The sequence below is a fragment of the Peribacillus sp. Bi96 genome, from assembly GCF_918698115.1.
In the GTDB taxonomy this organism is placed as follows: Bacteria; Bacillota; Bacilli; order Bacillales; family DSM-1321; genus Peribacillus.
The window spans coordinates 62789-82422 of record NZ_CAKKLV010000016.1 but is presented as its reverse complement, the minus strand read 5'-3'; the positions used below and the strand labels follow the sequence as shown (position 1 = coordinate 82422).

The 19634-nt window shown below is 35.0% G+C and carries 21 protein-coding genes; 16 read left to right on the top strand and 5 right to left on the bottom strand.

Annotated features, from left to right (window positions below; all coding sequences use genetic code 11):
- Window position 1 precedes the first annotated feature (1 nt).
- Window positions 2-1300: an MFS transporter gene (locus LQ203_RS18530; RefSeq protein WP_230160090.1), complete on the bottom strand. Its 1299-nt coding sequence runs from the start codon at window positions 1298-1300 to the stop codon at window positions 2-4.
- A gap of 175 nt (window positions 1301-1475) precedes the next feature.
- Between LQ203_RS18530 and LQ203_RS18525 the strand changes: the two genes are divergently transcribed.
- Window positions 1476-1988 (top strand): XRE family transcriptional regulator, encoded by a 513-nt coding sequence (locus tag LQ203_RS18525; protein ID WP_230160088.1) that lies wholly within the window; start codon window positions 1476-1478, stop codon window positions 1986-1988.
- 221 nt (window positions 1989-2209) lie between these two features.
- On the opposite strand, the gene LQ203_RS18520 is transcribed toward LQ203_RS18525, so the two are convergent.
- The gene (locus LQ203_RS18520) at window positions 2210-2968 is read right to left on the bottom strand and encodes an alpha/beta hydrolase-fold protein (protein WP_230160086.1); all 759 of its coding nucleotides are present in this window, start codon (window positions 2966-2968) and stop codon (window positions 2210-2212) included.
- Between the two features lie 334 nt (window positions 2969-3302).
- Between LQ203_RS18520 and LQ203_RS18515 the strand changes: the two genes are divergently transcribed.
- Genes LQ203_RS18515 through LQ203_RS18505 form a run of 3 tightly spaced genes read left to right on the top strand, consistent with a single transcriptional unit; the run spans window position 3303 to window position 5553 of the window.
- Window positions 3303-4052: a methionine ABC transporter ATP-binding protein gene (locus LQ203_RS18515; protein WP_230160084.1), complete on the top strand. Its 750-nt coding sequence runs from the start codon at window positions 3303-3305 to the stop codon at window positions 4050-4052.
- A complete protein-coding gene (locus LQ203_RS18510; RefSeq protein ID WP_230160082.1) occupies window positions 4045-4707 on the top strand; it encodes a methionine ABC transporter permease in 663 nt (220 codons plus the stop codon). Before LQ203_RS18515 ends, LQ203_RS18510 begins: the two co-directional genes overlap by 8 nt.
- Window positions 4708-4725: 18 nt before the next feature.
- On the top strand, window positions 4726-5553 hold the full coding sequence (locus tag LQ203_RS18505) for a MetQ/NlpA family ABC transporter substrate-binding protein (protein ID WP_230160080.1): 828 nt from the start codon (window positions 4726-4728) through the stop codon (window positions 5551-5553).
- An 85-nt stretch (window positions 5554-5638) separates the two neighbouring features.
- Here the strand turns inward: LQ203_RS18505 and LQ203_RS18500 are convergent, their stop codons facing one another.
- Window positions 5639-5788, bottom strand: a complete 150-nt coding sequence (locus LQ203_RS18500; protein WP_230160071.1) for a hypothetical protein — start codon at window positions 5786-5788, stop codon at window positions 5639-5641.
- Between the two features lie 318 nt (window positions 5789-6106).
- On the opposite strand from LQ203_RS18500, the gene LQ203_RS18495 reads away from it, so the two are divergent.
- The 10 genes from LQ203_RS18495 to LQ203_RS18450 all read left to right on the top strand — a co-directional run bounded on the left by LQ203_RS18495 (window position 6107) and on the right by LQ203_RS18450 (window position 15255).
- Window positions 6107-6406: a DUF2599 domain-containing protein gene (locus tag LQ203_RS18495; protein WP_230160069.1), complete on the top strand. Its 300-nt coding sequence runs from the start codon at window positions 6107-6109 to the stop codon at window positions 6404-6406.
- 25 nt (window positions 6407-6431) lie between these two features.
- Window positions 6432-6758, top strand: a complete 327-nt coding sequence (locus LQ203_RS18490) for a hypothetical protein (protein WP_230160067.1) — start codon at window positions 6432-6434, stop codon at window positions 6756-6758.
- Window positions 6759-7048: 290 nt separating this feature from the next.
- Window positions 7049-8809 (top strand): T7SS effector LXG polymorphic toxin, encoded by a 1761-nt coding sequence (locus LQ203_RS18485; RefSeq protein WP_230160065.1) that lies wholly within the window; start codon window positions 7049-7051, stop codon window positions 8807-8809.
- A gap of 15 nt (window positions 8810-8824) precedes the next feature.
- Window positions 8825-9274, top strand: a complete 450-nt coding sequence (locus tag LQ203_RS18480; RefSeq protein ID WP_230160063.1) for an SMI1/KNR4 family protein — start codon at window positions 8825-8827, stop codon at window positions 9272-9274.
- Between the two features lie 470 nt (window positions 9275-9744).
- The gene (locus tag LQ203_RS18475) at window positions 9745-10089 is read left to right on the top strand and encodes a tRNA-Val4 (RefSeq protein WP_230160061.1); all 345 of its coding nucleotides are present in this window, start codon (window positions 9745-9747) and stop codon (window positions 10087-10089) included.
- A 108-nt stretch (window positions 10090-10197) separates the two neighbouring features.
- Window positions 10198-10500 (top strand): contact-dependent growth inhibition system immunity protein, encoded by a 303-nt coding sequence (locus LQ203_RS18470; RefSeq protein ID WP_230160059.1) that lies wholly within the window; start codon window positions 10198-10200, stop codon window positions 10498-10500.
- Window positions 10501-10625: 125 nt separating this feature from the next.
- On the top strand, window positions 10626-11000 hold the full coding sequence (locus LQ203_RS18465; RefSeq protein WP_230160057.1) for an immunity 22 family protein: 375 nt from the start codon (window positions 10626-10628) through the stop codon (window positions 10998-11000).
- Between the two features lie 39 nt (window positions 11001-11039).
- Window positions 11040-11495, top strand: coding sequence for a DUF4274 domain-containing protein (locus tag LQ203_RS18460; RefSeq protein WP_230160055.1), 456 nt, complete (start codon window positions 11040-11042; stop codon window positions 11493-11495).
- A 525-nt stretch (window positions 11496-12020) separates the two neighbouring features.
- Window positions 12021-13058 carry an FRG domain-containing protein gene (locus tag LQ203_RS18455; RefSeq protein ID WP_230160053.1) on the top strand — a complete coding sequence of 346 codons (1038 nt, stop codon included), beginning with the start codon at window positions 12021-12023 and terminating at the stop codon, window positions 13056-13058.
- Window positions 13045-15255 (top strand): DNA mismatch repair protein MutH, encoded by a 2211-nt coding sequence (locus LQ203_RS18450; RefSeq protein ID WP_230160051.1) that lies wholly within the window; start codon window positions 13045-13047, stop codon window positions 15253-15255. The genes LQ203_RS18455 and LQ203_RS18450 overlap by 14 nt, the downstream gene beginning before the upstream one ends.
- 411 nt (window positions 15256-15666) lie before the next feature.
- On the opposite strand, the gene LQ203_RS18445 is transcribed toward LQ203_RS18450, so the two are convergent.
- Complete coding sequence (locus LQ203_RS18445) at window positions 15667-17046, bottom strand: Sau3AI family type II restriction endonuclease (RefSeq protein WP_230160049.1); 1380 nt, start codon at window positions 17044-17046, stop codon at window positions 15667-15669.
- Window positions 17047-17294: 248 nt separating this feature from the next.
- Here LQ203_RS18445 and dcm point away from each other — a divergent pair, with 248 nt between their 5' ends.
- A complete protein-coding gene (gene dcm, locus LQ203_RS18440) occupies window positions 17295-18542 on the top strand; it encodes a DNA (cytosine-5-)-methyltransferase (protein WP_144477497.1) in 1248 nt (415 codons plus the stop codon).
- A 26-nt stretch (window positions 18543-18568) separates the two neighbouring features.
- On the opposite strand, the gene LQ203_RS18435 is transcribed toward dcm, so the two are convergent.
- A complete protein-coding gene (locus LQ203_RS18435; RefSeq protein ID WP_230160047.1) occupies window positions 18569-18994 on the bottom strand; it encodes a very short patch repair endonuclease in 426 nt (141 codons plus the stop codon).
- A 471-nt stretch (window positions 18995-19465) separates the two neighbouring features.
- Here LQ203_RS18435 and LQ203_RS18430 point away from each other — a divergent pair, with 471 nt between their 5' ends.
- Complete coding sequence (locus tag LQ203_RS18430; protein WP_230160045.1) at window positions 19466-19633, top strand: hypothetical protein; 168 nt, start codon at window positions 19466-19468, stop codon at window positions 19631-19633.
- Window position 19634: the final 1 nt, after the last annotated feature.

Here is a 19634-nt window from a genome sequence, read left to right as displayed (position 1 = left end):
ATTACATGGCTCTATTATTATGCGTTTCGTCTAATTTCTGATTGCTACGATCCTTAACTGCCCAAATAGCTGTTAGTGACAGGAGAGATGCAAAAATAATATAAATGGCGACAGGAACATAGGAGTTATTAAACCTATTAAGTAAAGCCGTTGCAACGAGCGGCGCTGTTCCTCCTGCCAGAGCTGCTCCGATTTGATATCCAAGCGTAATGCCGGTATAACGGATCCTTGCATCGAAAATTTCCGAGAACATCGTTCCAAGAACAGCTGTGATGGGAGCCCAAATAACCCCTAAGCCTATCACTGTTGCAATGATTAAGAGCAGTACCGATTTTTGCTGCAACAGCCAGAAGTATGGGAATGCAAACAGTGCCATCCCAATCGTTCCGCCTATAAACAGCTTTTTGCGGCCAATTGTATCAGATAAATTCCCCATGATTGGTATTAAAATTGTCGTTATAATGGTTGCAATCATGACTGCAGCTAATGTAGCTGTCCGTGAGAAACCGAGATTTGAAGTAGCATATGATACGACAAATGTGCTAAAAATATAAAATGGCGCTGTTTCTACCACTTTGGCTCCCACGGCTATAAGCACTTCACGCCAATAATTCTTAAGAGTTTCTACAATCGGTAGCTTTGGAACTTCTCCGGATTCCTTTACTTTTTTGAAAGACGGTGTTTCATCAATTCCTTTACGAATCCATAGGCCAAAAAATACAAGCAAAGCACTAAAAATGAATGGTAAACGCCATCCCCAAGTCATGAATGCGCTTTCAGGAAGCAGTGTCATAATAGATAAAGCAATGGTTCCAAGCAGCATTCCTATCGTAACACCCATCTGAGGAATGGCTCCGAACAAGCCCCGTTTTTCAGCGGGAGCATATTCAACGGCCAATAAAAGCGCGCCTCCCCATTCACCGCCAATTCCTAGACCTTGAACTAAGCGCAACGTGATTAATAAAATCGGCGCCCAAATACCAACGGCTTGATAGGTAGGAAGAAGCCCCATCCCAAATGTTGCGACCCCCATTAAACTAAGTGTTATGACAAGTGTTTTCTTTCTCCCAATACGATCACCAATATGGCTAAAGATCACTCCGCCAAATGGGCGGATGAAGAATGCTAACGCAAAGGATGCATAGGAAAGCAACAGCCCTATTGTCGGATCCTCATTCACGAAGAATAGCTGGTTAAACACGAGTGCTGCAACGGTCCCATATAAAAAATAGTCAAACCACTCAATCGAACTTCCGACTAAACTCGCGATTAATATTCGCCGCATTTGCTTCTTTTCCATCTTAAGTCACCCTTTCAAAATTGAAGTATCACTTCAATTTATTATTTCCTTCATTCTAAATAATTAGAAATTTTCTGTCAATATTTTTTTGATAAGTTATTAATGACGGAACATTCATCAAAATTTGTCATGTATAATGAAGCTAGATACTATGTATAAAAAAGGGGGCATCTGTATGCCTTTTGATTCAATCGGGAAAAAACTGAAATTATTGAGGAAAGAGCGAAAACTAACATTAAAGAGTCTGGCTGAACAAACAGGCGTTTCGATCAGCTTTTTATCACAAGTAGAACGGGGAAAATCAAGCGTCACATTAGAGTCATTAAAAAAAATCGCTGATACATTAGATGTCAACCCAAGTTTCTTTTTTTCTGAGGACCGATCCCAAGAAAATTCAGATTCGAATCATGAACAATTTCATTATCAGAATTTATCCAGCGGCATTCGTGATGCTGTTTTTTCGCCTATTCTTGTCACTTTAAAGCCAGGGGAAAATAAAGGAAGCGCTTTTTCTCATAGCGGTCATGAATTTTTATTCATTATCGAAGGGAAGTTAACAGTGGAAATAGAGGGAGAAAGTTTAGAACTCCATGAACAGCAGTCGTTCATGTTCGATGCTAGAAAAGCCCATTACTGGTTTAACTACTCAGATCAAATTGTCCGGTTTTTGGTGGTGTCGTCGAAATAACGTCACGGTGTTCTGGAATGAAAGTATGTTCAGTTAACGAAAAATGTTGTACAAAAGGATAGATGTAAACAGGTATTCCTCACTGTTCATCTATCCCTTCTTTTTACCTTATTGACATTAAATCAAATCATTAAAGTAATCGTAAAATATTGGTTTGTGAGGTAATTTAGAAAAAATGGCGATATGAAACAAGCTAGTGTGATGCAATCGATTAAGGTAAATTAACGATCCATTGTTTCGTTTTTCTGTTCGATGCCAAATAACCAACGGAGTGACTGAATGAAGTAGTTAGTAAAGAATAGGTCATCATGAGTTCCTTCTGGATCTGACGCAAATAATAGATTAGATTTCAAATAGCCTTCCTTGATAAATTCAAGGTGGGCCTTCTTTGTGTAGTCAACCATATGCTTTTGTACCGTTTCTTTATAAATTCCCTCTAATTCCCCAACATATAAATAAAGCTGATGATCTTGACGATTCACAGTTGGTTTGATATAGATATTTCCTTGTCGTTCAATCTTTTCCCCTTGAAGATAGCGAAGAACATCCTCGTACCAAAAGGAAGCAGATAATGAGATATATTGATGGAATACCTCTGGATAATAATGGGAGGCGAAAATGGAAATAAGTCCTCCTAATGAGCAGCCGGAAATAGCTGTATGTGAAGGCTCAGGATTCGTAGCATAATGGGCATCTATATATGGCTTTATTTCGGTTACAACAGTATGTAAATAATCCTGCGCTTGTCCTTCAAAGGTGAAAACATGGGGTGCAAGTGATGGTGCTTCCCACGGTGTATAGTCATTGTTGCGATCAATCGGGTCAATTCCAATAACGATAAGTGAGTTTGCAGTTTGCATGGCCGTTTCTCCACCATCATGCATATAGATCGTTCGGTATTTCTTGGTTTGATCGTAACTAGAGGGTAAGATGACACATACCTCATAGTTGGCAATTTTCTCATCAAGGTATTGAATCATGTATTTGCCTCCACATTCTTTAGAATATTTGTATTTAGAAGAGTAGAAAAAAAGTATTGATAATGATAACCATTATCAATTATGATTATAATACACTCGCTATTATTTTGAAAGGAATCATCCGATTAATAGATAATCACTCATATCTAAGAATGGTATATAAAAAGCCAATAGAATGAGGGAGCTTATTAGAGTTGGAAGTCTTTAACTGTTAATTTGTGTCTTTGCATTAGGTCCTCATTAGTTGATAAAATGATTTATCAGCTGTGTTTCTTTGATGAAACTATAATGAGGAGCGGTATGCTTATCTTTCAACAGTAGAAAGTGGGATTTTATGATTAACCTGCATCAAGTGAGTAAAAAATTTTCACAGTTTCAGGCCATTAAGTCTGTTACTTTAACAATACCTAAAGGTGAAATTCATGGAATAATCGGAGCAAGTGGAGCAGGGAAATCAACGTTGCTGCGGCTAATGAATTTGTTGGAGACCCCAGATGCGGGCGAAGTGGAGGTAAACGGCCAAAGACTGACAACATTGAACAATAAAGCACTCCGAGGGGCACGGAAGTCGATTGGCATGATTTTTCAGCATTTTAATCTTGTGGCAAATAAAACGGTTTATGACAATGTGGCAGCCTCTTTAGAGCTGGCAAATTACCCAAAGAAAGAACGTCGGAGCCGTGTTGTAGAGTGTCTTCAATTTGTCGGATTGGAGAAGGAAATGGAGAGATATCCTGCACAATTAAGCGGGGGACAAAAGCAGCGTGTTGCCATTGCAAGGGCATTGGCAAATAACCCGCAAGTGTTGTTATGTGATGAACCAACCTCTTCTCTTGATCCAAATACAACGGCTGAAATATTAGACGTGCTAGGGAATATAAACAAACGCTTCGGTGTGACGATTGTGATTGTTAGTCATGAGCTGGATGTCATTAAAAGTATATGCAATCGTGTAACGGTCATGGCAGATGGAGAGATTTATGACACTGTCATAATTGAACCAAATGGGATTCAAAAAAGGGATAATCGTCCAGAATACTTCATCGAACAATTAGCAGAGAATGGTGGGCTAGGTCATGCCTGAGATTTTAGTTCAATATGAGGCAGAAATTTGGCAGTCAATTGGAGAAACCATTACCATGGTTGGTGTGTCCATTTTTGCTGCGATTTTGATTGGATTGCCTGTCGGGACCTTGCTATTTCTTTGTAGGAAGGGTCATTTGCTTGATAATCCGTGGGCTTTCTCGATTTTAAATTTACTTGTGAATATTATTCGTTCTTTCCCATTTTTGTTATTGGTTGTTTTTTTAATCCCGTTTACAAGACTCATAATCGGCACAGCCATTGGGACAGCATCTGCTTGCGTTCCATTAGCGATCATTGCCATTGCCCATTATTCGCGGTTGGTCGAGCAATCTTTATTGGATGTGTCAAAGGGTGTGATCGAGGCAGCCATTTCCATGGGGGCTTCTGTAAAGGATGTCATCTTTAAATTTCTTTACGTGGAGGCTCGTTCAGGGCTTGTCCTCGGACTAACAACATCGATTATCAGCTTTATTTCCTATTCAACGATCATGGGAGTGGTCGGAGGCGGCGGTATCGGCGATTTTGCCATCAGGTATGGCTATCAGCAGTTTAAAACAGAGCTAATGATTTATATGATTATCATTATGATTATTCTAGTACAGCTTATCCAATTTATTGGAACAGCTGTAGCCAGAATGATTGATAAAAGATAAATAATGGAGGGAAACATCATGAAAAAAATACTCTTTCTCATGACAGCAATTATGCTACTTTTAGTAGGATGTGGAAAGGCGAATGAAGTAAAAGAGAAAGAAAATGCGCAGAATCAGGAGAAGGAAGAGGTAACATTGAAAGTGGCCTCACTCATTCCTCCGATGACGGAAATTCTTGAGCTTGTTAAACCAAAGCTAGCAGAGGAGGGCATTAACCTGGAAATGGTTGTATTAAGTGATAATGTGCAGCCTAACACCGCACTAGCGGCAGGAGAAGTGGATGTGAACTTCTTCCAACACGTTCCATATATGGAGGAATTCAATCGAAACAAAAATGCCGAGCTTGTACCAGTGAAACCCATTTATTTTGCCAATTATGGGGTGTATTCCAAAGAATACGATTCAATGGATCAATTGCCAGAGGGTGCCGTTATTGCCATTGCAAATGATGTGTCGAATATCGATCGTTCATTGGCATTGCTAGCACAGCATAAAGTTATCACTTTAAAGGAAAAAAAAGGTCCATATTATACAATGTCTGATATTACGGAGAACCCTAAAAACTACAAGTTTAAAGAAGTGGATTTATTAATGCTTGCGAGAACGTATGATGAAGCAGATGCGATAGTGATAACACCTGCTTACGCTGCACCGCTTGGATTGACACCAAAAAATGACGCTCTTCTCACAGAAGGTGTTGAAAATGACTTTGCGATTACATTAGTAGCACGCAAGGATAACGTGGATTCTGAGCCGGTCCAAAAGTTGGCCAAGGCTATGACAAGCCCAGAGGTACGCAAATTTTTAGAAGAGAAATATAGTGAAACGGCCATCCCGGCATTTTAATTTTGATACAAAAAAAGGGCTATTCCTCAGGAATAGCCCTATTTTACGTGTTGGTTTAACTATGTGATCACTCATCGTCTATCTACTATAAATACTGTCCAGCTTGCCAATTTTGTGGCTCCTGGACAGACCATTTTTGTTCAATATTACAAAGCTTAAAGTAATACAAATCTATTAGCCCCCATACCGTAATGACCGATACATCACGAGTAAAGCTACTTACTAACCTGGACAACTGAAGAACTCGCATTGAGGTCAGTAAAATTGTTTTTGAAAAACAATGTTGAATGACCCTTCCATGGGAATGTGCCCATTATATGTAAATATATTAATCTTCAACCCTTGGTATTTTTAGTGTCAGGGGTTTTTAATTTGTGGGGAAAAAGGTATCACAAGGAGGTGGTTCACAGCTTTTTTACCTTTCTAATATGTGAGTGGACGGAAAGAAGGGAAATATTCCATATGTGGAAATCCTGAATTCATTTTTGGGATCAATCAATCCTAGTTTTTTGTTAATGTTCCATTATAACAAAAAACAAAAAAGGAGAAGAAAATGAAAAAACGAGCTAGAACCTGTACTAAAGCTTATATTACTGCTCATTGGGCTCTGGGTCCGTCTAGTATGACTGGTCTTTCTCAAGCAAAAATCATGTTGGATATGTGGAGTGAAGTGACGGCTGATGCTGATTTCAAGAAGTATATTAGTAGCTCAAAGGCAGGTAGAATTAAAGACCAGTTTATATGTCATGCAGCTAATCCACTTACTATTTATAAAAGTTCTTGGAACTTAGAACCGTGGCGACCTGATAAAACTTTGGCTGGTACTTATATTAATATGTGTAATCCAGAATAAGTTATGGTTAGAAGGGGGGGATAATATGCTAAATGAAAGTATGAGTGACTATTTTTATGAGCCATTTTACATACCGATTTTATTGCTGCTGCTTGGATTGTTATATTTAGGTATTTTAGTACATAGTTTTACAATAATTAAGTTTAATTTCATAGGCTATGGTTTAATAGGAATATCTATAATAACGTATCTTCTTGTTGGTTTGTATATGACCGGAAAAGGATATTATTCAGACGGACACGCTCCAAATCTATTTCTTTTTGGAAGTATGGGTTTTTTAGAGCTTACTTTATTAACTTATCCTTATATATTTCTTACCTTGGCGGTGGTACTTGGTAAAAAAGGCGAGTAATTCAGGGGAGAAATCAAAGCTTTATCTGGGGTTTAATAGAAAATAAACATCTAGAATTAACCATAATCTGGTCAGAGAAAAATTAATTTAGTTTTGGATTGAGGGCGCTTATAAGCGCTCTTTTGTGTTTTTAGTGATTTTGGAACAAAAGAGCCACTTATCTTGTTAATTCTTGAATAAATATAGAAACTCTTCTAAAATATATTTAATCCACAATTTAACAGTAAATAAAATTATTACATACAAATGAAATCAAGTTAGTAGAAAAGAAGTTGAAAGGACTTTCCATAATGTCTATGATTTACGAATCTCAAACACTAGTTTCTGCCATGCAAACGCGTGTCGGACAATATAAGGACCTGAAAGAACAGCTCACGGAATTAAAAAAAGGATTTGAGAGTATCGTTCATTTGGATGATGAGCTGCAGGGTCAAGGCGCAGAGGCCATTAAAGGATTTTACAAAGCGCAGATTGATGTTGTGGATTCTTGGCTGCGTCTGATCAATCGGCATGTTGCCTTTTTAAGTGGAATTCAGGGAGATACAATCGAAGCGAACCTTAGTGAAACCGTGGTTACGGTCCCTTTTTTAGAAGAAGAGCTGGAGAACGCCAGTCGAAATTCCAAGGAAATGGTCACAGCCCAAAAAAATGATCTGAAAAAAATATTGGCTGGAATTGATGATATCATTCAGTTAGAACCTTTTTCCGATGATGCGTTCTTTGAGAATATGGAGAAAGCTGAAACAAAACGGACCAAAACGATAGACAAAGTAAGCGAAATCGATCATAAGTGGACGACTGAATACGCTAAATCCGAAGAAGACCAGGCGGCAGTCACGGCACTCATGGAGCAATTGAAAGTATCCAGTACAAGGGGAGGAGAAGTATCCCCGCTCTATTTTAATGCAACAGCTTATAAAAATAGTGAAGCCTATAAAAACCTAGAAGTAAGGAAGAAAGAGACCGCGGAATATCTGAAGGTTAAGAAAGAAGAAGCAGAGAATCGTCGGATCAAAGACTTGAAGGCACAACTCGATCATGTCACAGATCCAGATGAGTTCCTCAAAATCGCCAAGCAAATCGGATATGAAAACTTAGAGCCGACCCACCAGCAATATGTCATGCAGCTAGAAGCGTCCAAGCAAACGGCAGACATTGCAAAAGGAATCGGCGTAGGCCTGTATGATGTCGGTAAAGACTTCGTGACAGGAGTTTGGGACTTCGTCACAGATCCCGGGGAAACGGTTGAAGGCGTAGCAAATTCGATCATGCACCCGATAAAAACCTATAAATATATTTCAAAAGCAATATCTGATTCATATGAACGGGATATGGTAAATGGCGATGCCTATTCGCGGTCTCATTGGGTAACTTATGCCCTCGGAACAGTCGTCACATCAGTAGTAGGAACAAAAGGCGCAGGGGCCATAACGAAAACTGGTGTAGCCACAACAAAAGCCGCTGCAGTAAAAGGTGTAACGAAGGCAAAAGAACTGGCCACTATCCCTAACCTATTGCCATACAATCCTAAAAACCAACTGTCGTTGGCAGGGGGAGTACCTTATAATGTGGTTAATGGTGCTGGATTAAAAGAACAGTTAATTTCGATGGCGAAAGTGGAGTCTGAAATTAATGGTAAGGGTGCGGGTAAAGAATATAAAAACTATAAGGCTGTAGAATATAGTGGTACAACTAAAGTTAATGGTGAAGAAAAGGATATTAGTAGACGAGTTTTTCAAAGGCTAGACATTGATTATAAGAGGATTGACCCTGATACTGGTCTGACAAATTATCAATTAATGAAAAAAGGAAGAGCACCCTTTTGGAAAGATGGTACGGTAATGGAGCTGCATCATTTAATCCAAAGAGAGCCAGGATCAATGGTCGAACTTCCACACAGTTTGCATAAGGAATATCATAAAATTTTGCATGGTTTGGTGGAGAATGGTGGTAGCTTTAGAAATGACCCTGTATTAAAAAAGCAATACGATAACTTTAGGGGTAAATATTGGAGATGGAGAGCTAGGCAAATAGATAAAAGCGAATTGTAAAAGGAGGAATCTTGAATGAATAAAGAGGAATTAACAAATTTTATTAATGAACATAAGGAATCAGATGACTTTACAGGTGGAGTAGATGAAAGTCAAATCAATGTTGTCCAAAATGAGCTAGGGGTGGAATTACCGGAAGGTTATAAGTGGTTTTTAACTACCTATGGTAATGGTGGGTTATTTGGTGTTGATATTTTAGGCGTGGCTAAGTCAAATAGAGCTCCAGTTGTTGTTAATACGAAGAGTTATAGAGAGTTAGGATTGGAGAAGGATTTAGTAGTTATTGAAAATGCAGGAGAATATGTTTATTGTTTATATACAAACAAAATGGAGAATAATGAGTGCCCAGTAATAGCGTGGAATAGACATGGGGGACTTGATGACTACAATACAGCAAAGAACTTTTATGAGTTTTTATCACAAAGGTTATTGGATGCAAAAGACGCATGGGAAGAAGATTTTTAAAATAGATATCTAGAAGTAAATTCTAAATGGGATTAACGAAAATCAAATAATCATGATGGTTGTAACATCTAAGGTTTTGTATAACGATATTTTGGCGAGATGATATTTTAAGGGGAACAAGCCAAAGACTTACGAAATTAAACATGCTTGTTGGTTTAATGATAAGATTTGTAATGAATTACTTTATATAGCTGTTTATAGATGGGATTAGTAATAGATTACTTTAAATAGCTAACCATAAAGCACTTGATTGCCTTTTAGGCAACAGGTGTTTTTGTTTTCCTTTATGAAATATTTATACTTTGGACGACATGAATGATGCTTGACTGAAATTCAAAGTTCATACAGGTTGTACCATCATGGCATAATGATTTTATGCTTTTTAAAGTAGAAATGTACTTGGATAAAGATGGGTCAATTGCAACGGCATATCCATTATATTTAAATGATTTAAAAGGGGATAAAAGCGTATGAAATATTCATATGAATTTAAAAGAAACCCATTAGGATATCTAAGAATAATCCTACCACAAGAAATTAACCTTTTCTCAGACTTCATTGAAGATATTGTATTTGAAACAGAAGTGGATGAGTATATTGATCTTGTTCACAAAGTATTGGAAGGTGAATACGATGAATTTAAAATAGAAGGGAATGCTACCAGTGTCTTGATAAAAAAAGATACAACGGTTCTCCACCACTTTTATATCTTCGATAAGCCAAATGAGAATGAAATGGAAACCGAACAATTTAAAGAATTTATGCTAATATGGAGAAACAAAATTTCAGAAAGATACAAAGAACCAGAGAATTAAGTTTATAGATCTAGATAAAGCACAGGGCTATCCAAAATAATATGCCTTTATGTAATCCCATGCCCTCTTTAACTGGTTATCCAAATTAATACTAAAGGTTGTGATGTTATGTTGTCTTCTAACAAATTAGAAGAACCAGTTTTTCAGTTCTTGGCTGGAACTTTTCATCAGGATATTGAATCTCCAGAAGAGGCATTGGAAGAATTATTAACTGAAGAAAGTAAAGAGTATCTGGAATCTGCTATTGTCTTTTTAACAGATTTTATTGGAAGTGAGTATTCAGATATCGAAAAGAATGAATACATTCAATCTTGTGCAGATGGTGTGTACTTTCCCGCTCTTGGTTTAGAACCACTTCAGTGGCTCTATCAAGTAATTGAACAAATAAAAGAAGCTGTTAAATCAAAATAGAATTATAATGAGGAAAACCTTGAGGGCTAAAACCCTTTCAAGGTTATTTTAAAGGTAACATACCTTTATTAGAAGACTTAAAAATCGGGCTAACTATATACCAGAATAAAGTAGGGAGTTTTATAATGGAAAAACAAGGAATGGCCTCTATATGGTTTGGTAATATCAAAAAAGAAAACTCTATAGAAGAATATGTGGATTTAAAATATGATGAAGATGGGGAGTCTGTTCCTTCCAAATTTTTTATAGATTTCAATATTGATATGGATGAAACTGACGTGGATTTTATTGAAAAAGCAGAATTAAAGGAGAATAGTAATAACATTTCAGTAATGTTAGAAGGCTGTTCATATGAAGAAATTATGATCCCTAAAATTAATGAACATTTTAATTTAACAAAGTCATATAATGCTGTAATTCTAATTTATAACTTTGAATATGATAATAAAATTAATTCAATAGGTGAATTTGATTTTATCACTTCTATTAGTTATGTATAATAGATTTTAAAAATTATTGAAATAATGGGGAGTTATAATGTGGATAAGAAAGATATTAGTTTCCTTGAACAGCTACTTTATGATACAGATAAAGAAAAAATAATCAATGAGTTAACGAATATAAAAAACCCTTTATTTCTTCATTATTTTGCTGCAATTTATAATTGGAATAGTGGATTTGATGTACCAAGAGTTATTTTAGAAAACGAGGCTTGTGATTTAGGTACCGGTTTACTAATGTTTCATTATGCAGACGGCTATCGTTTGTTAGAGGATTCAGATGAAGTTTCAAGTTCTTCGTTAGAGGAATGGAAAGGTTTTTTGAATAAGATTTATAATAAACTTATAAACCTTGAGTTTAAATCTCAGAATATTTCCTTTGACCCTGAATTAACAAAAATTCAAAAGTATAAGTTGAAAAAGAATAACCCAAACACTCCTGAAATTCTTATTAATAAATCACCAGGCGAAGTGGTGGATATTCCAAAAATATAATGTAATTGTTTTAAACCTTGATTGGCATAAGCTTTTCAAGGTTTTTTATGTCTTATATATATAGTTCAAAATTACACCTAAAGTTATAGAAGAAATCGATTTTTAGTATGTTTTTTTCTATTGTTGTAAAAAATCGGAACAACTTTTCATAATATCCAATTTAGTCATGCCCTTTTAGATGATAAGGAAAACAGTTTGAAAGCGCTCTTTTACATTCTGCACATACAAGATTAGATAGAAAAAAAGAGTAGTAAATAAGTATGAAATTTTGTAATGTATTTTTAGTAATATTATATGTATAATATAGATATTTGTTATAGAATATGGGTGAAATGGTAAGTTATCTTAAATGATGAATTAGGTAAGACTGTATGTGAACAGTTTAAGTACATAGGTGATTCGTTGTGAAGAAATGATAATGTTAACTTGAGCTGTTGTATTGAAATATTTTTTATTGGATAAAATTTACAATAAGGGTCTCCAAGTTGTTTATTGTTATTTATAAAAATAATAAGGTGGATATATATGATAGAAACTGTAGAAACTGATTCTGAGGATACTCTGTTTAAATTACTAAATAGAGTAGAGGAAATGACAAGAGAATTAAGAACTTCCTTAAAAGTTTCCGAAGAAAATAGTATTGTTGCATTTCGTGGAGAACCTCAGGATTATGGTGAAACTAAATTATTACCCTCACTATATAGAAAAAAATTAAGTGTAATACAAGAAATGAAGTTATTTGAATTATTGAAAGATTACAATGTAATAGGTAATGAGGAAATGAGCAATTTACAGAAAGCAATAGCAGCCCAACATTATTTAGCGACAAGTAGGTTACTAGATATTTCATTTAATGTTTTAGTTGCAATTTATTTTGCTACTAGTTCTAATGAGGAAGACAAACGAGATGGTTATTTGTATTTATTCTGTTTACCACAGCACTTTTCTCCTAGTTCAAAATACATTGAACAATATTATGATAATATGTTATTGGAAAACAATAGGGAATTTATATTGAAAAAAAATTTCAAAGTCATAACTCATGGATACTTTAATGAAAGGGTAAAATTACAAAGAGGTGGTTTTATATTTTTCCCTGCTAGTAATATTACTAGAATACCAGAGTGTTTTTATAAAAAATTAAAGATTAATCAGGAGGCTAAAAAAATAATAAGAAAACAATTGACTGAGTTTTTTTCTATATATGAATCATCTATTTTTCCAGAGAAAGATAAAACAAGTGAGGTAATTTTTGAAGGCGTAGATAAAAAAAATAAAGATTTTAACAGTATACATAGCATTAATTTTGAGAGGGAAATTTATTTTGATAATTTAAAGTATGAGCTAGATTATTATTCTACAAATAAAAATAAAACAGAGACTATGAGAATATTAAGAAAGTACGAACAAGATTTTTTCACTTCTCTTAATGGACTAGAAAAACAAGTATCTAAAGATAAAGATACGTGTAAGACACTTAAGGAAGTTAGGGCAAGGGCCAAACATGATTTTGAAAATTTAAAAAATTATGCTAAAAAGGAGTTGGAATATGTTTCTAGATAGTAAAGATAAGGAATGGTTGTTAAGGGCGTTAAATGTAAAAGAGGAAGAATATGAGTTTAAAAATGATAATGATATTCTAGAGATAATTAATGAAAACGGAAACCCTGAAGAATATTACTTAGCAGACTTTAGAAAAAAGGATGATGGATTCAGTAGTTTCAAACGAAACATTGAACAGTATTCGGAAAATTACAATATTGAAATAAGACCTTTGATGATTTTTGATTCTTGGGAAAAAGAGCAGATGCTTTTGGATAAAGAGTTAGAAAAGGTAGATGCTAAGGGAAAAAGAGATATAAATAGTCTCATTGCTATTGCAAGATCTGTTTATTATAACAAGAAGGATAATATTTCATTGGAACTAGAGGAATGTGGAATTAATTATTTGGAATATAAGGTCTCAAACAAAGAATGTAAAGAAAGTAAAGGGTTAATATTCAACTTATCCTTACAAGAATTATACGAACTTTATAATAGAACAGGAATAAGTCTGTTTAAAGATAATGTAAGGATTGGAATCTCAGGTACTAAATCTTCTTCATTAAGAAACAACTTCAAGACAACCTTCTTACTAGGCTTATATAGCTTAAACGAAAATAAAAATTTAAAAAGTAATAAGGATATAAAAAAGTACCTTATAGATAGCAATGGCTCTGAAAATTTTGAGGGGTATCAAACAGCTATTGAAAATTTTTGGTTTCATCATAATGGAATTACTATATATTCAGAAGATAGTTTTCATATTGAAGAAGATAAAATTACTTTTAATCCATTGAAAGTGAGTGTAATTAATGGTGCGCAAACTTTAACTCACTGCTTTTCAATTATAAAAGAAATTGGTAATGATTTAACAAAAGATGATGATTTTAAAAAGTTAGTAAAAGAGATGATGTCTAAGATTAAAATTAAAACAATTTTTATCGAAGCAGACTCTAAAGTGAAACGTTCTGTAACTTTAGGATTGAATACTCAAATACCAGTTACAATTGAGGATATAAAAACTAATACTGAAGATGTAGATAAGATAAATAAAATTTTAGAACAGAAAAATAAAAAAATCTGTAGACAAGGGGAAGACACGTTCAACGGAGGTATTTATTTATTGGATTTTGTCAAATCATATTTAATATTCAAAAATAGACCCGGAGAAGCAAGAAACTTACAAAAAAATAAAATAGAGGCTTATTTGACTGAGTTTTTAAGTAATGGAAACGATATTGTAGATGATTTTCTAAAAAATCTAGATACATTTGAATATATAGATAAATGGTGGAGAAAAAGAAAGAAACCTGAAAACATTAATGAAACAGATTACAAGGGACTAGGTAGTAACGGCAAATATTATTTTAAATCTTATTGCAAAGGTATATATAATGATGCAGAGGATGAAAATGATAAAGAAGTATATTTCCAAGGGATATATGAATATTTTATAAATACATTTATAAAGTTACAACCTAGCATTGACTCAAATGAATTAAAGAAGGATACCTTATTTGAAAAGTATTTAGAAAGCCTTATTAATTCAAAAAAAGACGATAAAAAAATTAGAAATCTTCAAAATTCTTTGGGCGAGTTTGTTGAGAAATTTGAAGATTATAAAAAAAACAACGGTTCTAAATCTAATAGGAGTATGTTTATTAAGTCGCAATTGGAAGAAAGAGGCATTGAAATAGGGTTTAGAACAATAAATTTAAAATGTAATTCGGAAAATCAGTATAAACTAAAAGAAGCCTTTTCTCTTCCAGGTCAAACTTTTAGTCAGTTGTATGAAATAAATAATTATCCTGATGTATATGATAATGAAGATACATTAGTCCGTTTTGAAGATTCGAAGTTTTACAAAGAGATTCATAGAGAATTTTACTTATTTGTTTTTATCCAAGATGATTCTTCTGAGAACATAAAAAAAATTGAGCTAATTTCCGATTTTACATTATCAAGGTTGTCTAAAAGTGCAAAAAAGGTATATGAAAAGACTGTAAATGCATTTAAAGAAGGTGATGTTAACTTGTTTGTAAAGCAATCTGATGAATTATGTTTTCATATCAGACCAAAGGCAAAAGATGTAAAAGATACTTTTGCATTTACAGATGGCAGCCAACAAGTAAAAAGAACATTTTGGGTAAATCAAAAATGTTTATTAGAACTTATACATGATAAGTTAAATATGGAGAAGATTGCGGAGTTAGTATAACTTTAAGGATAATAATAATATATAACTAAATAAGAGAAGGAATTGTTGGTAAGGACTAAAAAAAGGATTGAGTATTATATAAGAAACCTTATGTTCGAATATGTTAAAATAAGGAAAAACCCTGAAGATGGATTATGTTTAGAATTATTTGCACAACAAGAGTAGCTACCATTTGGTGCCCTCTTGTTGTACAAATTTTCACTTATACACTTTAGAGATTGAATTATCTCTTTTTTAAAAAAACATTGACATTTCAAAACATTTCCGCGGTATATTAGGAAGGATCTTTCTATAAGAGTTTTCAAAGTATATAACTCACTCTATTGAGAAAGATTTATCTGGATTTTGCCCTTTTTATAAAACACACCATTTTTAGGCTAAGGTATATAAAAATTCATTGAATAGAATTGTTTAGCTAATTATTTGGGAAATAAACCTATTATTCAACCAAAAACATTGTTTCGTTATGGTTTGCCCATTAGGCAAAACAACTTTATCCTTACCATCTTTTCCTTTTGGTCGTATATGCGCCACACCATTGAAGCCAACCTTAGGTAAGTTATTTGTTTCAACGATTTTATTTCCTCGTTTTTTAAATTCAATATGTAACCCCTGTTGTATAAGCCGGTTTACTTCTTCCCATATTTGTTTAACTTCTTGATCGATTGTCGGTAAGGGCATATTCCATAGTTTAATTCCTTTGAAGTACAATTTCCTGTTAAAATTTTGTTTTTTTGTCTCAGTGAATTCAAAGATTACAAAAAGGAACTTCGTAGTTATGAATTTATCGCGTATGAAGCTTTCTTCCCATGATTCATTGGTCCATTGGTGAAAATCAATGTTTTCGAATGACATACTTTGTTCAGGTTTTCCGTTAGGTTCCAGACGTACAGTCTTGAATTGAATGTTTGCTTTTGCAAATTCTTCAATTTTGTCCAAGCGGGTTCCTTTTATCCCAAGCAGTGAACTGACCAAGGAAGGGACGAGGGATTTCGAACCTTGTTTGTATGTAACATTCACTTTTGCTGCTATTTCTTCGTCGGTTAAGCCAATATAGGGAGCAAACTTATCATTCAATAAATTTTCCAAGGAATTTTCTGCTAAATCGCTTTGTTTTGCAAATGACACGAGTTCTTCATTATTAACATATTTGCGAAGCAATGCTGTCATATAGGATTGTTTAAGGGAGAAAGCCCTTTGCATAGCGGGAATGTTCGAGTTCGGTTGTGTACGCAAAGAGTTTTTGCTGGCTCCTTTTGTGCAAGCGCCTAAATAGTTGGTGTCACCTTCAGAAATTTCATGGGCATTGCCGTTTCGGATTTTCTCTACGATTGTTCCCCAGTCCTGTTTAATAATTTCCAAGTCTGCAGCCGGATATGATAATAGGATATTCTTATAGATGTAAAAATCCTTAGGTTCATAGTTGGGTAGCCATTCATAAAACATCAGTAAAATTTTTTCGTTTTTTTTCCAAAAACTCGAGGTCTCAAATGTGGTATTAACTTCATCCATGTAATTGATTATATTTAAAACCAATCGTTCCTTTGCAGAGATGGATTTGTTTTTATTCTGCTTGAAAGGCGTGACTTTCAACTCGATACCCAATTCTTCAAAATCGGGTCTTGCATCGGAATTGATTTTATAGCCGAAGAAACTTTCTTCGATTACTTGTCCAAGTCCCCCTTTTGATTTAGTGTTTGTGAGCCGATCTTTTAAATCAATTTCCCCAAAGGTTTTACCTATGGCTTCTTGTGCCTTGCTCATTAACTCTTCGACTGTTCTATATTCCATAATGTAACAAGCTCCTTTCTTGAGTGTTCTGTTAAAATGGAATTTTAAAATCTTTTACAATTCACGGATTACACTTTAAAATGAAAGAGTTAGGGTATATAATATTATACCGCTATATTCAATATTCAGTATATTAATTAACTTATCTTGGATAAATAAGAATTTATTTTGTATTTTTAATAGTTAGTTCTTGATCTCAATAGGGATTATTATTATAATAGGTATAAAAGCCGAAAGGATGTTCGGTCATGATAAATGCAATTGAATTATTTGCGGGGGTCGGTGGGTTCCGGCTGGGCCTTGAGGCGGCAAAAGGATTTGATGTGGTTTGGGGTAACCAATGGGAACCTTCAAAAAAATCACAGGATGCTTTTAACTGTTATGCTAGACAGTTCGATAGAGGAATACACTCCAATGAAGATATTTCTACGGTAGATGAAAAGATATTTGTAAATCAAGGAATTGAACTAATTGTAGGCGGTTTTCCTTGTCAAGATTACTCTGTTGCCCGAAGTCTTTCCGGAGAAAAAGGAATTCAAGGGAAGAAAGGGGTCCTTTTCTGGGAAATCATGAGGCTTGCTGAAGGGATCAGGCCGAAGTATATCTTGCTGGAAAATGTGGACCGTTTATTGAAGTCGCCATCGAAACAGCGCGGAAGGGATTTTTCCATCATGCTGGCAAGCTTCAGGGATTTGAATTACTCAGTCGAATGGAGAGTAGTCAATGCTGCGGAGTATGGACAAGCACAGAGGAGGCGACGCGTCTTCATTTTTGCCATCAGGAACGATACGCCGTATGTCAAAAGTAGGGCCAAGGAAGACGATGCGGTAATGTTGCATGAACGAGGTTTCTTCGCTAATGCATTTCCTGTAAAATGGGAAATTTCGAAAAAGCATAAACCACATTCGTTCACGATGGAAGAAGGTATTCTGGAAATTTCAGATGAGTTCACGATGACCTACTTGAATTCAGGAATCATGAGAGATGGCGCTGTATATACCGAGGAATTGCTCCCAATAGAGGAGCGGCCACGGCTGTTAGGTGAAATCTTGCAATCGGGTGTCGATGAAAAGTATTATCTAAGCACGGATGCAATCGAGAAATTCCGTTACCTTAAAGGGCCGAAAAAGATTGAGAGGACCGCGGCGACTGGTCATAAATATACTTTCTCCGAAGGTGGGATGGCTTTCCCGGATGTGTTGGACAAACCAGGCCGTACGATGCTGACAAGTGAAGGTACAGTGAATCGGAGTAGCCATGTGGTTGAAGACCCCGAGACGAAAAGGCTTCGCATCCTGACCCCGGTGGAGTGTGAACGATTGAATGGGTTCCCTGATCATTGGACGGAGGGAATGTCAGAACGGATGAGATACTTCTGTATGGGAAATGCTTTGGTGGTCGGACTGATTGAAAGAATGGCAAAGCGAATTCTCGAAATCGAGGAAGAAGATGTGGAAGCCATAAAAGTGAATCCACAACAACTTAGTTTATTTTAAATTTAGAATGGTCCCTGGCAAAATTGTCAGGGACCATTCTTATTCGTGTCCACATCTTCCTTGGCATTATCAATGAACGTGGTGACTTTTTCGATGGTATTATCAAAATCCTTCCTTACCTCATGCTCCCAGATTCGTAAGATATGCCAATTTTTCATCTTTATAATATTGGGTGATTTTAAATCGCGATCTTGGTTTCTCTCAAGCTTCTTTACCCAGAAATCGATATTGCTCTTCGGCATTTTTCCATGTATCGGGCAAAAGTGCCAAAAGCACGAATCGATGAATATAACGACCTTATACTTTTTGATGGCGATGTCTGGTGTTCCCATCATTCCCCTGACATTCCTCCTGAATCGATACCCCCTGTGCCATAGTTCATGTGAAACGGCTTTAATGGAAGACATGATTTTACTCCGGGTTTCTTTCGTCTCTGGTGGTTGTTTTGCCATTTGAAGAATCCCCTTTCATCAAAGAAGTGTTTGTCTCTTACTGTATTAGTACCAATCCTTCAGGTTTTCAAACATTCCTCCAATTTAACAATAGCCAATTAGTAAATGAACCCCTTTTCACTCTCATAGGGGTGGTGAATCTTAGAATTCATTTGATTCACCTGGGATTTTATTGAATTTTTTAAAGTTTAATCGTTAGAGAGATTGGATTTTCTTTATTTATGAATGAGACATTAATATTAAAAATGTCAGTCTGATTTTTCTACCCATTAGATGGCAGGTACTACTATAGAAGAGAAAGAATATTAATAATTTTTAATTGAAATATATCGCCCTTATCGTGTTTTGAATATATGGTAAAATCGAATGGTATTTCACTTAAAAGTAGATGTTATAGATCAATTGGTATCATGTTCAGGTGCGTTGGTAATGAAGAATAGAAATGAATAGGAAGTTATCAGGGGGTAGAATATGCATAATCATTCTATATTTGAGTTCGTTGGACAATTTTCAAGTGAGTTATCCGAGCTTGTTTGCCGTATTGAAAATCAGTTGTTGGCTCAACCACTTGCGTCATTGATACAGGCTCGTTTATATAGTAAACAATTGGTGAAGATTATTAGCAAAGAAGAGGGGTAAC

Excerpts from the sequence above, each read along its gene's own strand:
- LQ203_RS18455 (WP_230160053.1), top strand. The coding sequence starts at position 12,021 with ATGATAGAAACTGTAGAAACTGATTCTGAGGATACTCTGTTTAAATTA.
- LQ203_RS18530 (WP_230160090.1), bottom strand. The coding sequence starts at position 1,300 with ATGGAAAAGAAGCAAATGCGGCGAATATTAATCGCGAGTTTAGTCGGA.
- LQ203_RS18475 (WP_230160061.1), top strand. The coding sequence starts at position 9,745 with ATGAAATATTCATATGAATTTAAAAGAAACCCATTAGGATATCTAAGA.
- LQ203_RS18515 (WP_230160084.1), top strand. The coding sequence starts at position 3,303 with ATGATTAACCTGCATCAAGTGAGTAAAAAATTTTCACAGTTTCAGGCC.
- LQ203_RS18430 (WP_230160045.1), top strand. The coding sequence starts at position 19,466 with ATGCATAATCATTCTATATTTGAGTTCGTTGGACAATTTTCAAGTGAG.
- LQ203_RS18490 (WP_230160067.1), top strand. The coding sequence starts at position 6,432 with ATGCTAAATGAAAGTATGAGTGACTATTTTTATGAGCCATTTTACATA.
- LQ203_RS18510 (WP_230160082.1), top strand. The coding sequence starts at position 4,045 with ATGCCTGAGATTTTAGTTCAATATGAGGCAGAAATTTGGCAGTCAATT.
- LQ203_RS18480 (WP_230160063.1), top strand. The coding sequence starts at position 8,825 with ATGAATAAAGAGGAATTAACAAATTTTATTAATGAACATAAGGAATCA.
- LQ203_RS18485 (WP_230160065.1), top strand. The coding sequence starts at position 7,049 with ATGTCTATGATTTACGAATCTCAAACACTAGTTTCTGCCATGCAAACG.
- LQ203_RS18465 (WP_230160057.1), top strand. The coding sequence starts at position 10,626 with ATGGAAAAACAAGGAATGGCCTCTATATGGTTTGGTAATATCAAAAAA.
- LQ203_RS18520 (WP_230160086.1), bottom strand. The coding sequence starts at position 2,968 with ATGATTCAATACCTTGATGAGAAAATTGCCAACTATGAGGTATGTGTC.
- LQ203_RS18470 (WP_230160059.1), top strand. The coding sequence starts at position 10,198 with ATGTTGTCTTCTAACAAATTAGAAGAACCAGTTTTTCAGTTCTTGGCT.
- LQ203_RS18450 (WP_230160051.1), top strand. The coding sequence starts at position 13,045 with ATGTTTCTAGATAGTAAAGATAAGGAATGGTTGTTAAGGGCGTTAAAT.
- dcm (WP_144477497.1), top strand. The coding sequence starts at position 17,295 with ATGATAAATGCAATTGAATTATTTGCGGGGGTCGGTGGGTTCCGGCTG.
- LQ203_RS18445 (WP_230160049.1), bottom strand. The coding sequence starts at position 17,046 with ATGGAATATAGAACAGTCGAAGAGTTAATGAGCAAGGCACAAGAAGCC.
- LQ203_RS18505 (WP_230160080.1), top strand. The coding sequence starts at position 4,726 with ATGAAAAAAATACTCTTTCTCATGACAGCAATTATGCTACTTTTAGTA.
- LQ203_RS18495 (WP_230160069.1), top strand. The coding sequence starts at position 6,107 with ATGAAAAAACGAGCTAGAACCTGTACTAAAGCTTATATTACTGCTCAT.
- LQ203_RS18435 (WP_230160047.1), bottom strand. The coding sequence starts at position 18,994 with ATGGCAAAACAACCACCAGAGACGAAAGAAACCCGGAGTAAAATCATG.
- LQ203_RS18525 (WP_230160088.1), top strand. The coding sequence starts at position 1,476 with ATGCCTTTTGATTCAATCGGGAAAAAACTGAAATTATTGAGGAAAGAG.